At 33.7% G+C, this 14,517-nt stretch carries 3 protein-coding genes; all 3 read left to right on the top strand.

The window, feature by feature from the left end:
• The first annotated feature begins 117 nt into the window (after window positions 1-117).
• Genes AC3QL1_RS18840 through AC3QL1_RS18830 form a run of 3 tightly spaced genes read left to right on the top strand, consistent with a single transcriptional unit; the run spans window position 118 to window position 14,517 of the window.
• Entirely contained in the window at window positions 118-5,655 is a 5,538-nt protein-coding gene (locus AC3QL1_RS18840) for an amino acid adenylation domain-containing protein (RefSeq protein WP_492493679.1), read from the top strand.
• 4 nt (window positions 5,656-5,659) lie between these two features.
• Window positions 5,660-9,079 carry a non-ribosomal peptide synthetase gene (locus AC3QL1_RS18835; RefSeq protein WP_492493678.1) on the top strand — a complete coding sequence of 1,140 codons (3,420 nt, stop codon included), beginning with the start codon at window positions 5,660-5,662 and terminating at the stop codon, window positions 9,077-9,079.
• A complete protein-coding gene (locus tag AC3QL1_RS18830) occupies window positions 9,067-14,517 on the top strand; it encodes a MupA/Atu3671 family FMN-dependent luciferase-like monooxygenase (protein ID WP_492493677.1) in 5,451 nt (1,816 codons plus the stop codon). Before AC3QL1_RS18835 ends, AC3QL1_RS18830 begins: the two co-directional genes overlap by 13 nt.

The following is a 14,517-nucleotide window of genomic DNA, read 5'->3' as shown; positions in this document are numbered from 1 at the left end:
ATATAATTTAAAAATTAAGCACAAAAAAAATACGTTTTGATTGTTGAAAATGTTTGATTTAATACTCCTTACAAATTGTTGAGCAGCTATTTATTTGCAACAATAAAATACCACAAAATGCACAACATACATCAGAAAATTGCTAAGGAATATTGGCAGAAAAAAACGAGTAAAATTGTTCAGCAGACAGACAGTTATTCTGAAATCTTTGCTGTAGATGATCTTATTATAGAGGCTTCTGAACTTTCTTATTTTTATAATGTAACGGCTGCAAGCACTATTGCAGAATATACCCTTTTGATTGCATTATATAACATGCTCCTTCAGCGTTATTTTGAAGATGCTACTGGTGTAGGTTCTGAGATACTGGCAGATTCACAACCTTTGATGGGGTATTTTGAGTTTGAATCATTAGAAAAAAAGACGATAAAGGAATTTCTTCAAAAAACCAAAGAAGAAGTTCAGACTGCTTATAAATACATCACTTATACTGAGGATCATGCTTTTCTTTCTAATGTAAAGTATATTCCTTTTCAATTTAATTATGGAATAAAAAAGAATAACAATATAGCTTTTGGATTCTCACTGAATGTTGAAAAAAAGGAAAATAAGGACTTAAAGATCTCACTTCAATACTCAGAAAAAATAACCGATAATGCAATTGCTTCTCACTTTTTAATAAGATTTAAAGATTGGTTAATAAAATTACAGGAAAACATCGATGTTCCTGTTTTTGAGATTCCTTTAGTTTCAGACTTAGAAAGAGATAAACTTCTGAATAGCTTCAATTTTGAAAATTTTGATTTTGCCAATGAATTTTCTCTGGCAGAAATTGTTTGTAAGCAAGCTGATAAAACCCCTTTAAGCATTGCTGTTGTACACAAACAAACTGCTTTAAACTTTGTTGAACTAAATGAACAAGTAAATCAATTTTCTGATTACCTCAAAAAAGAGCACGCTATCTTAAAAGGTGATTTTGTAGGTATAAAGATTGAAAGAAGTGAGAAGCTGCTTATCGCTGTTCTGGGCGTTTTAAAATTGGGCGCAGTTTATGTTCCAATTGATGTAAATTATCCAAATGACAGAATAGAATATATAGAAAAAGACAGCAACTGCAAATTAGTAATTAATACAGATGTCTATGATTTTTTCTTAGAAAACCAACCTGATTATTATAAAGAAAATACAATAATTAGCAGAGACGCAAATGATCCGGCATATATTATTTATACTTCCGGAACTACTGGTAAACCTAAAGGCGTAGTTATCACAAATAAAAATGCCGCTGCTTTAATTCATTGGGCGCAGCAGGAATTTGACAGCACAACTTTTGATGTTGTTTTGGCAGCTACTTCACATTGTTTTGATCTTTCGGTATATGAAATGTTCTATACTTTATCTGTAGGCAAAACAGTAAAAATATTGAATAATGCCTTAGAAATTGAGGCCGAATTAACAACAAATAAAAGAATTTTATTAAATACTGTTCCTTCGAGTATGCGCCATATTTTAGAAAGCGGTACTTCTCTGGAAAATGTTAGTGTAATTAATCTGGCCGGAGAACCTTTTCCTGTAGATATTGCTAATAAGTTATTATTGACTAATGCCGAAATAAGAAATCTATACGGACCATCTGAAGATACAACATACAGTACTTGTTATCGTCTTTCTCCAGAAAATAATTATAATTCTGCAATTTCTATCGGTAAGCCAATTACCAATACGCTGGCATATATTTTAGATCAAAACCTGCAATTGGTTCCCGAAGGAGTTATTGGCAAATTATATTTATCCGGAGACGGAGTTGCAAAAGGATATCTAAATCAACCGGAATTAACGGAGGCTAAATTCATTGATAATCCTTTTGTAAAAGGGTTAAAAATGTATGATACAGGCGATTTGGTTAAATGGCAGCCAGACGGAAATCTTGCCTTTTTTGGACGAAAAGATCATCAAATAAAACTGAGGGGATATCGTATTGAACTTTCAGAAATAGAAAATGCAATTCTTTCTTTTTCTCAAAATATAAAACAAGCTGTTGTTGCTGTAAAGAAAAAAAATAACGAAGATGTTTTAGCAGCTTATTACACAGAAAATGCAGCTGAGGAAAAAAAAGATTTAAGAAATTATCTTGAAAACCAGCTTCCGGCTTACATGGTTCCTTCTTATTTTATAAAAGTAAATTCGGTTCCTTTAACGCCAAACGGAAAAGTGGATAAAGACGCGCTTCCGGAAATTACAGATACTCTTATTGTTAGAAAAGAATATGCAGCGCCAACTGACGAACTGGAGAAAATGCTGGCAGAAATATGGGAACAAACTCTTGGAATTTCTCCTATAGGTTTAAATGACCATTTTTTTGAATTAGGTGGTCATAGTTTAATGATTTCTCAAATCATAAACCTGATCTATAAAAAACTCCAAAAGAGTGTTCCCTATAAACTATTATATACGAATCCGACGATTAGTGATTTGAAAAAAGCATTAAAAAATCAGGATTACTTGCCAATTCCGCAGGCTAAATTTAAGAACAGTTATCCGTTAAGCGGTTCACAAAACAGGCTGTGGATTTTAAGTCAGTTAGAAGGCGGTTCTTTAGCGTATAATATGCCGTTTGTTGTAAAACTAACCGGCAATATTGATTCTTATAAGTTTGAAGAAGCATTCAAATTATTAATTCAGAGACATGAAACGCTAAGAACTTATTTCAAACCGAATGAAGAGGGAGAAATAAACCAGTTTATTCAATCCGCTGTTTCTTTTGATTTTAAAATAAAACAAGAAGATTTTTCATTAATAAAAAACAATGAAGAATTCATCAAAAGATATTTTAACGAACAAAGCAATATTGCTTTTGATCTTGAAAAAGCACCGCTTATTAAGGCAATATTGATAAAAGCGAAAACAGACGAATATTTGTTTTTCTTATCCATGCATCATATTATTGGCGATGGCTGGTCTATGGAATTACTGGTTTCAGAAGTAGTCACAATTTATAACGCCTTGATTGCAGGAACGCCAATTGAGTTACCAGAACTTGTCATACAATATAAAGATTATGCTGAATGGCTAACCGAAGAAAAACAACAGCAGACAAATCTGGAATCTGAAAAATTCTGGTTACAGCAATTTGAAGGCGAAATACCGCTTTTGGATTTGCCGGCTTTTAAAAAACGTCCGTTAATTCAAACTTATAATGGAGAAACGATTATTCATCAATTTTCAAAAGATTTTCTGAATAACCTGAAAACATTTTCAACAGAAAATGAAGCTACTCTTTTTATGACCTTAATGAGCGGGATAAAAAGTTTATTGTACAGATATACAAATCAGCAGGATATTATTGTAGGGACGCCAGCTGCAGGACGAGATCATCCGGACCTGGAAAATCAGATAGGTTTATATTTGAATACGATTGCCATCAGAACGCATTTTCAGGATAAAAACAGTTTCTCTGAAATCGTAAAACGAGAAAAAGATACTTTACTGCAAGCTTATGAGCATCAAAATTATCCATTTTATGATTTGATAAGTAAACTTAATTTAAAGAGAGACAGATCAAGATCAGCACTTTTTGATGTGATGGTTGTTTTGCAAAATCAAAGACAAGTAAAAAATCTGGTGAATCAGGAAGAATTATCAGAACTGAAAATAGAAGATTATCCGTTTAACAGCAATACGGCGCAGTTTGATATCAGTTATGCTTTTACAGAAAGCAATGACGGATTATCACTTAGCATTCAATATAATACAGATGTTTACGATGATTTTTTGATTGAAAGAATGTTTTCTCATTTTGAGAATTTAATGACAGAAGCAATCAAATCGCCGACTCAGAATCTTGAAGAAATTAGCTATATCACGCCGGAAGAAAATAATCTGGTAACAGAAATATTTAACGATACAAAAGCGGATTATCCGGCAAATAAAACACTTGCAACTTTGTTTGAAGAGCAAGTGGTTTTAACGCCAAATGATCTTGCAGTTGTATTCGAAAATCAAAAATTAACGTATCAGGAAGTTAACGAACAAGCGAATCGATTGGCTCATTATTTAAGAAACAATCATAAAATTCAGCCTAATGATTTGGTAGCAATCAAATTAGACAGAAGCGAAAGAATGATTGTTGTAATACTGGCGATCTTAAAATCGGGAGGCGCTTATGTTCCTATTGATACTAATTATCCGCAGGAAAGAATTGCTTATATAGAAAATGACAGCAAAGCTAAAACGGTTATTGACAGCAATTTTTTAATGCAATATGATACGCTTGCAAATGATTTTAGTTCGTCAAATTTAGCACCAATACATCAGGAAGCAGATTTAGCGTACATCATTTATACCTCTGGAACCACTGGAAATCCAAAAGGAGTAATGATTGAACATAAAAATGCTGTTGAATTAATTAACTGGTCAAAAACAGCATACGACCTTAATAAATTTGATATCGTTTATGCGGTAACTTCCTATTGTTTTGATCTTTCGGTTTATGAATTTTTCTTCACCTTAAGTACAGGAAAAAAATTGCGCGTGCTTAAAAATGCTTTAGAAATAGCGACTTATGCCGGTAGTGATAAAAATATATTATTAAACACCGTTCCTTCTGTAGTTAGAAAACTACTGACTGATAAAGTTTCTTTAGAAAACATCAAAATCATCAATCTGGCAGGAGAAATTCTGTCACCGGATATTGTCAATCAATTACCGATAGAAACAATAGAAGTCAGAAATCTTTACGGTCCGTCAGAAGACACAACCTATAGCACTTGTTATTTGGTTAATTCAAAAAACGAAAAATCAATTTCAATCGGACGCCCTATATCCAATACACAAGTATGGATTCTGAATGAATTTTTAGCACCAGTTCCAGTTGGAGTTTTAGGAAATATATACATATCAGGAAACGGACTTGCCCGCGGATATCTCAATAAACCGGAATTAACGGCTGAGAAATTTATCGACAATCCTTTCATTAAAGGAGAAAAAATGTACGATACCGGCGATTTAGGATATTGGTCGCCTGATGGAAATATAGAATTTGCCAAAAGACGTGACGATCAGGTTAAAGTTCGTGGGTTTAGAATAGAATTGGGAGAAATCGAAACCGCCATTTCTGCTTATTCTGAATTGATAAATGATGTTGCAGTTCTGGTGCAGGAAGATAAGGAAGAAAAAGTAATCGTTGCTTATTATGTAACGAATGATGAAGTGGAAAAATCGGCTATTAGAAATTATTTAGGCGGCAAACTTCCGAAATATATGATTCCGAATTATTATATAGAATTAGACGCTTTTCCATTAACTCCAAATGGGAAATTAAACAAGAAGGCGTTCCCTGGAATCTCTGAAAATGATATTATAAAAAAGGAATATGTATCTCCAAAAAATGAAACGGAGCAACAATTAGTAGAGATATGGCAGGAAATTCTGGGAGTCGATAAAATAGGAATAACCGACGATTTTTTTCAATTAGGCGGACATAGTTTAAAAGCTATGGAATTACTGTCGATCATTCACAAAAGATTTGACCTAACCATAAAACTGGATGCGCTTTTTACAGCTCCGACAATAGAAAATTTAGCCATTACGATAGAAAACACAAAATGGCTGCAGGAAGTAGATGATGATCAGTCAATAAACCAATTAATTATTTAATCTAATGGAAACAATTGCATTGCTTAAAGAATTAAGAGCAAATGGTATTGCTGTAAAAATACAGGATGATCAATTAAAAATATCACTGTTAAAAGAAAATATTGGAGATGATATCATTGAAAAGATAAAAAGCAACAAATACCAAATTATAGAATATCTAAAATCTCTTGAAACGACTAAGTTTAAAGAGATTCCTAAAGTTGAAGATGCATTGAGCTATCCTGTAGCAAATGCTCAGTTTAGAATATGGTTTGAATCCCAATCGGCAAATGCTTCTAAAGCGTATCATATTCCTTTTGAATTAAAATTAGAAGGAAGTTATGATAAGGATATTTTAGAACAGGCTTTATTATATGTTATTGACCGACACGAAATATTGAGAACGGTATTCAGGCTTAATGCAGAAAATGAATTAGGGCAATATATTTTACCTTTACAAGACATAAATTTTAAACTGGATTATAAAGATTTTTCTAATGTAGAGAATGCTTCCTCTGAAATAGACACACATATTGCAGCGGTTACAAATGCAGCATTTGACTTAGAAAACGGACCTTTAATTAGAGTTTCTTTATTAAAATACGAACCTAATTGCTACTATTTTTATTGCAATATGCACCATATTATTTGTGATGCATGGTCGATTCCTATTCTTAAAAATGAAATATTACAGACTTACAATGCATTAAAATCGGAAAATATTCCTGTATTGCCGGAATTGAAAATTCAATATAAGGATTTTGCAGCCTGGAGTTTACAAAACTTAAAAGAAACCTCCTTTGCAAAACAGAAAACATATTGGTTAGAAAAGTTTTCAGGTACAATTCCTGTTTTGGATTTTCCTGTAAAAGGCATTCGTCCACCGATAAAAACATATGAAGGCGAAACCTTAAAAACTTATTTTAATAAAGACACGACAGATTTAATACAATCGTATCAAACAAGCAAAGGTGCATCATTACATATGATAATGACGGCTACACTTCATGTTATCTTAAACAAATATACAGGCAACGACGATATTATTATAGGAAGTCCTTTTGCCGCGAGAGAACATATCGATTTAAACAATCAGATAGGTTTTTATACCAATACCCTGGCGATTAGAAATAAATTGGAAAAATCAGATTCGTTTGATAGTTTTTTTAATCAAGTAAAACAATCTTTATTAGAAGCGCATGCTTATCAGCAATATCCGTTTGAAGAATTAGTAAAAGAATTAAAACTAAAAAAAGATCCTTCGAGAAATCCGCTTTTTGATGTTATGCTTGTTGTAATGTCTAAAAACGGATCAAAAAATGCAGATCAAAATAATAATCATGAGGCTTTAGAAACTATTACAAAAGAAAAAAATACGACCAGTAAATTTGATTTATTGGTATATGTAGAAGAAACTGAAAATGATCTGTTATCGCTTAAAATAGAATACAATACTGATTTGTTTGAAGAAAAATTTATCAGACAATTTATTGCGCATTATAAAAAAATAGTGGCTTTGCTTTTAAAGCAGCCACTAGAAAAAATAGCCACATTAAATTATCTGGAAGGGCAAATTGGAATACAAAATCTGGAAATTGATTTACAGCACTATAAAAGAGAAACCGTTATTTCATTTTTTGAAAATCAGGTAAAAAACACGCCTGATGCTGTTGCTTTGGTTTACAAGAATATTTCAATGACGTATTGCCAAATCAATAATTATTCGAATCAAATAGCCCAATATTTAAGAGAAAATCATGGCATAACGCCAAATACAAACGTTGGCGTATTATTAAACAGATCGCAATATAATATTGTGGCGATGCTGGGAGTCATCAAGTCCGGTGGCTGTTATGTTCCTGTGGATAATAAATATCTGGGCGAACGTAAAAAGTATATCATCAAAGATGCTGGTATAAAAACCATATTAACTACAGGCGATATCAAGGTTGGTGCAGATAATATTAATATCATATATCTGGATGAATTTGAGTATACGGAAGAACCTGTCGAAAATCCAGTGATTGTAAATGATTTAAATGACAATTCTTTTATTATTTACACTTCAGGGTCAACCGGAAATCCTAAAGGAGTGATTCAGACGCATAAAATGTTATCTAATTTGATACAATGGAATATTAACGATTCCGGTATTGAAACAGGGTTGAAACATTTACAATACACCTCATTTAGTTTTGATGTTTCGCTTCAGGATGTTTGGTTTGTTTTAGGAAGCGGCGGAACATTGTATATCACGCCGGAAGCTTTGAAATTGGATTTTGACAGCTTGTCGCATTATATAACAGAGAATAAAATTGCCGTTTTATGCTTTCCGTTTTCGGCTTTAGCCAGCTTTTTTGACTTTACAAATCAGGATTTTTTTGATCGTCATCAGCTGAAGCACATTATATCTTCTGGCGAACAATTAATCGTGGGACGTTCTTTAGAAAAATTTCTATCAGCATTTCCTCATGTCCATCTTCATAATCATTACGGACCTTCAGAAACGCATGTGGTAACGAGTTATAAGCTTTCTGCGCAGGCAGGAAATATCACGAATTATGTTCCCATCGGAAAGCCATTGCCTAATACCACGATTTATTTATTAGACCATAATCTTCAGCCGGTGCCTGAAAAAGTAATTGGTGAAATTTATGTGGGAGGCGATAATCTGGCAAAAGGATATGTAAACTTACCTGAATTGACGCAAACACGATTCATTTCAAATCCGTTTGATGAAGGTCAAAAATTATATAAAACCGGAGATCTAGGATATGTAGATTATTCAGGAACGCTAATTTATTTGGGAAGAAATGATACGCAGGTAAAAATAAGAGGTTACAGAATTGAACTCGAAGAAGTTGAACTTCAGATTTTAAAATATTCAAATGCTATAGAACATGCGGTTGTTGAAGCTAAAAAAATAAAGGACGAAAATGTTCTGGCAGTTTTCTACGTGTCAGAAAGTGATTTAAATAAAAATGAGATTGTAAGTTTTCTAAAATCGAGACTTCCGGATTATATGATCCCTAATTTTTATATAAAACTGGAAAATATTCCATTGACTTCAAATGGAAAAGTAGACCGAAAAGCTTTGCCTGATGTTGTTGCGGTAAATAATATGGCAACCCAATATGTTGCGCCAACAAATGAAACCGAAGCAAAACTGGCCGTAATCTGGCAGGAAATCCTGAATGTAGAAAAAGTGGGCATAATGGACAATTTTTTTGAACTGGGCGGACATTCACTTTATGTAGTGCGAATGATTTACAAAATCAACGAAACTTTTGGCATTAAAATGAAAATGAAAGATGTTTTTACGATGCAAAATATCTATGAACTGGCGCAATCTGTAGAGAATGAAGTAGTATTTACAACCGGAATAAATGCGATTATAACAGGAGAAATTACAAACAATAAAAATTCAGAAATATGGGAGATCTAATCCTAAAACAAAGATTAACCCAGTTAATTCAGCAAGGAATAACTTTTGAGGCTTCCGAGGGCAAACTTTTAATAAAAGGTGATCTGAGTGTATTAACTCAGGAGGATAAAGAATTTTTGAAAGAAAATAAAAGCGAGATTATTGCCTTAATTGAGCATTCGACACATGAAATTCCTCTGGTAAAAAGCACCGATAAAAATACGCCAAAACCGCTGTCTTTTTCGCAGCAGAGTTTATGGCTTTTAGATAAAATCAATAACGGAAGTTCGCATTATAACCTGACTTCTACTTTTAAATTAAAAGGAAAAATAGATTATAATGCACTGAATCAAACTTTTAATACGATTCTGGAAAGACACGATAGTTTGCGAAGCGTGTTTTTTGTGGATAATGCCGGAGAACCTGTTCAGGAAATCCAGGCTGTAAATGATTTCACTATTGAAATTGAAGAATTAGATGCTTCAATAAAAAATAGGGAAGACCAGATTTTACAGAAGATCGAAGAAGAAACCAATAAGATATTTGATTTAACGAAAGACTTATTATTAAGTGTTCGCTTGTTTAAAGTAAGTGATCTGGAACATTTTATGATCGTAACCATGCATCATATCGCTTCAGATGGCTGGTCGATAGGCGTGTTGGTCAAAGAATTTAATAGCCTTTATAATAATTATTCAAAAGGGGAATCGAATTCATTACCGGAATTACAGGTACAATATTCAGATTATGCAAATTGGCAAAGACAATGGCTGAAAGGAAAAGTGCTGGAAAACCAAATCGACTATTGGAAAAACCAATTAACAGATTTACCGGTTATTCATAATTTGCCACTAGATAACGCCAGACCTTACATTCAAAGTTTTAACGGAAACACTTTTAATTCGCATATTGATAAAACCACGCTAACGGCATTATACAATTTATGCAAAGCAGAATCGGCGACTTTATTTATGGCGATTCATGCAGCTTTTAGTATTTTATTATCCAGATACAGCAATGCAAAAGATATAGTGGTTGGTACGCCAATTGCGAATAGGGAAAAAGCAGAAGTGGCCGATTTAGTTGGTTTTTTTATGAATCTTATCATCCTCAGAAGTGATTTATCAAACGAACCAAGTTTTAGGGAATTACTTCAACAAAGCAAAAAAATGCTGGAGGAATCGTATGAATACCAACAATTGCCTTTTGAAAAATTAGTTGAAGAATTAAAAGTAAAAAGAAATTTAGGGCACAATCCGTTATTCCAGATTTTATTATCACTTCAGAATAATGTTCAGGAAGAAATTGCATTAACAGATATTGTTTTAGAACCGGTTATTTATAAAAATGTAAACAGTGCCAAATACGATCTTAGCTTAAATATTACTGAAACTGCCGAAGGACTTACACTTTCGTGGGAATACAATACAGATCTTTTTAATGAAGAAACGATGGTTAGAATGGCAGAACATTTTAACACATTGCTGGATTCTTTATTGATAAATCCCGACGAAAATGTTTTTAAAGCAGAAATGATCGGCGAGAAAGATGCCAAACAGATTTACAAGTATTTAGAAGGTGAAACATTAGACTTAACAGATGTTGAAAATACGATTACTCTTTTTGAATATCAAACCCAAAATAATCCGGATGCGATCGCCATTATCAGCAATGATGTGTCTTATACTTATGCGCAATTAAGCGAAAAAGTAGATGAGATTACGCTTTATTTGTTAGATCACGATGTACAAAACGGCGATAAAATCGGCATTAGTTTATTGCGTACTATAGAAATGGTAGCAACAATTTTTGCCTGTTTTAAACTGGGAGCTGCTTATATTCCTCTTGATCCTGTTTATTCTTCGGTTAGATTAAGCCAGATTGTAAGTGATGCAGAGCCTAAATATATTGTGACTTTATCTTCTTTAAAAGAATTGTATTTAAAGGAGTTATCAGCAGATTTTATCTGTCTGGATAAAGTTCAGTTCCTAAAAACCGATCGTGAAATTGTTACCAATTGTCTCGATGAAAATACGGCTTACATCATTTTTACTTCCGGAACAACCGGAAAACCTAAAGGAATCGAAGTAAGTCACGCCAATTTGAATAACTTATTAAAAGCACTGGATATTTCTTTTGAAACTGAAAATAAACAAATTTGGCTGGCACAAACCAGTATGAATTTTGACATCTCGGTTTTAGAACTAATCTGGACAATTTCGAGAGGACATCAAATTGTATTACAGCAATCAAATCCGTTTAAATTATTAGCACCGGAGAAAATTGCTGCTGCAAAAAGTATCGATTTCAGCATCATGTTTTTTGGTGCAGATAAAGAAAATAAGGATCAGAAATATGATTTATTATTAGAAACAGCAAAATATGCCGACATCCATAATTTTACGGCAATCTGGACACCGGAACGTCATTTTAGCGAATTCGGTGGCGCCTTCCCAAGCCCATCCATTTTAAGCGCCGCTTTATCGGTTTTAACCAAGAATATTGCGATACGTTCCGGCAGTGTCGTACTTCCGTTACATGATACGGTTCGTGTGGCCGAAGAATGGTCAGTTGTTGATAATTTAAGTAATGGCCGTGCCGGAATAAGCATTGCATCAGGATGGCATCCAAATGATTTTGTTTTATCAAATTCAAATTATAATGATCGCCATAACGAAATGCGCGAAAAAATAACCGAGCTTAAAAAACTTTGGCAAGGAGAATCCATTACAAGAAAGAACGGAGTAGATCAGGATTTTGAAATAAAAATCAGACCTGTGCCCATACAACAGGAATTACCGCTTTGGATAACTGCTGCGGGAAATCCGGAAACGTTTAAATATGCCGGAGAAATTGGTGCCAATGTTCTTACGCATATGTTGGGTCAGTCTCAGGAAAAATTAGCCGAAAATATTGCCGTTTACCATCAGGCATTACGCGATAATGGCTTTGCTATAGAAGATAGAAAAGTGTCTTTAATGCTTCATACTTATATTGATGAGGTACAGGAAACTGCGCTGGAATTAAGCGAAAAACCTTTTAAAGATTACCTGAGATCTTCCATGAAATTAATGGAACCTTTGGCTCAGGAAGCGGGATTGGATATTGATACACAAAGTGATGAAATTATTGAAATCGCTTACAGAAAATTCAGCAAGGAAAATACCTTGATAGGAAGCGTAGAATCCTGCCAAAAAATGCTGCAAAAGATTCAGGATATTGGTGTTACCGAAGTGGCGTGTCTGGTTGATTTTGGAATTGAAAATGAAAAAGTATTACACGGACTTGCAAAAATAACCGAAGCTAAGGCTTTATATCACAAACAAATTGAGTTCAGGGATTTACTAAATGTAGAAAGTCAAAAGAACGAATTGGAACTTATTGAGGCTTATAAAATTACCCACGTTCAAATGACGCCTTCACAATCTAAACTTGTTGTGGATTTATACAATCAGGATAAATCAAGAAATATATCCTCAGTAAAACACTGGATGATAGGCGGCGAACCTTTAAACGAAAGTTTACTGGAAGGACTTAGCGCTATTACCAACTCTAAATTATACAATATGTACGGACCAACTGAAACTACGGTCTGGTCTGCATGGAGAGAAATCAATAAAGGTGATTTTAAAATTGGTAAACCTGTTTTGAATACGAATTTATTACTGTTAAATGAGTTTGAACAACAAGTTCCGTTGGGAGTTGTTGGCGAGCTTTATATCGGCGGATCAGGTGTTGCAAAAGGTTATCATAACAATACGGAGCTTACCAGCAAGAGTTTTAAAAATATCAATAATGCCTATTTTGGCAACAGCAGATTTTACAAAACCGGAGATTTGATGCGATTAAACGCCAATGGTACATTCGATTACATTGGCAGAAAAGACAATCAGGTTAAAATTAACGGTTACAGAGTAGAACCGGAAGAAATCGAGAAAACAATTGCTAACATTCCCGGAATCAAAAACTGCAAAGTTGTTCCAATTACCAATGAAAATAGCACACATTTGTCTGCTTATATTGTTAAAGAAGATATTGTTTTCGGAAATTATAAAGAACTGCCGGTTCAGGAGCAGGCAAAAGCTTTTTATTTCCCTGACGGAAGTGTAATTTACCACCAGTCAGATCGTCAATTGGCGATGTTGTATAAAGAAATATTTCAGGACGGAATCTATTTCAAACACAACATAACAGTTCCTGAAAATGGCGTTGTGATCGATGCAGGGGCAAACATAGGATCTTTTAGTATCGATGTCAATCAAAGACAGCCAAGCGCCACAATTATTGCTTTTGAACCCATTCCTCAAATTTTTTCAGGATTAAAACAAAACTTCGAACACCGTCAGATAAAAGGGCGCATTTTAAATTATGGAGTTTCAAATAAAAAAGAAAATGCCACTTTTTACTATTATCCTGAAATGTCCGGAATGTCGGGCAGATTTGCAGAAAAAGGAACGATCGTAGACGCTGTTAAAAATTATATCAAACATGATAGTGCCATTTTATCAGAAAGCGAAAACCAATCAGCTGACGATATTATTATCCAGTCTTTTTATGAAAATGTAGAAAGTGATCAGGAAGTATCCGGAGAATTCAAAGAATATCTTACCTCATTATACGAAGCAAAAGAAGTAGAGTGTCAGCTTACCACGATATCTGATGTTATTGACGAATTGAATATCCCTTTTATTGACCTGCTTAAAGTAGACGTAGAAAAAAGCGAATGCCTTGTTTTAGAAGGTATCCGCGACGAACATTGGCCAAGAATTCATCAGTTGGCACTTGAGGTTGACGGAGATTCAAACCTGAATATCATATTAAAACTTCTTGGTGAAAAAGGCTATGAAATTCATGTCGAAGAATTAGCAATTACAGATTCTGAAACCGCACAAGATGACAATACTTATATGTTATATGCCATAAATTATAAATATGCCAAAGAAAAAAATCCAGAAGAAACGTTTCAAATTTCAGCGCAGGTAAATGAGAATGTGGTTCGAAATCATTTAAAAAAGATGCTTCCGGATTATATGAATCCAAAAGATGTGGCTTTTGTAACGGCTATTCCTTTGATGGAAAACGGAAAAGTAGATTTGATAAAATTGAAAGAACTGAAACCTCAGGAATCAGCCTCTAATAATAATAACGTAAAACTCAACAGCCAGATTGAACTGGATATTTACCGTCTTTGGTGCGAAGTCTTAAAAAAAGAAAGCATCCCGTACCATGTCAGCATTTTTGAAGCAGGCGGAAATTCGATCGAAATAGTGCTGTTACATGAAAAGCTGCAAAAGGAATTTAATATCACTTTTTCATTAGTCGAGCTGTTCCGTAATCCTACCATACAGCAACAAGCCAAACTAATGCAGAATAGTGCTCCCAAAGAAAACAATACAGCCCAAAAAATACTTAATAAAGGTGCTTCAAGAAGAAACGCCAGAGCCAATAGATTAAACTGA

Source organism: Flavobacterium sp. GW823-FHT04A11, assembly GCF_058796535.1.
Note: the sequence above shows the minus strand (reverse complement) of the source record. Positions and strands in the feature narration are given on the sequence as shown.

Coding starts and splice junctions, on each gene's coding strand:
- AC3QL1_RS18840 (WP_492493679.1), top strand. CDS start 118: ATGCACAACATACATCAGAAAATTGCTAAGGAATATTGGCAGAAAAAA.
- AC3QL1_RS18835 (WP_492493678.1), top strand. CDS start 5,660: ATGGAAACAATTGCATTGCTTAAAGAATTAAGAGCAAATGGTATTGCT.
- AC3QL1_RS18830 (WP_492493677.1), top strand. CDS start 9,067: ATGGGAGATCTAATCCTAAAACAAAGATTAACCCAGTTAATTCAGCAA.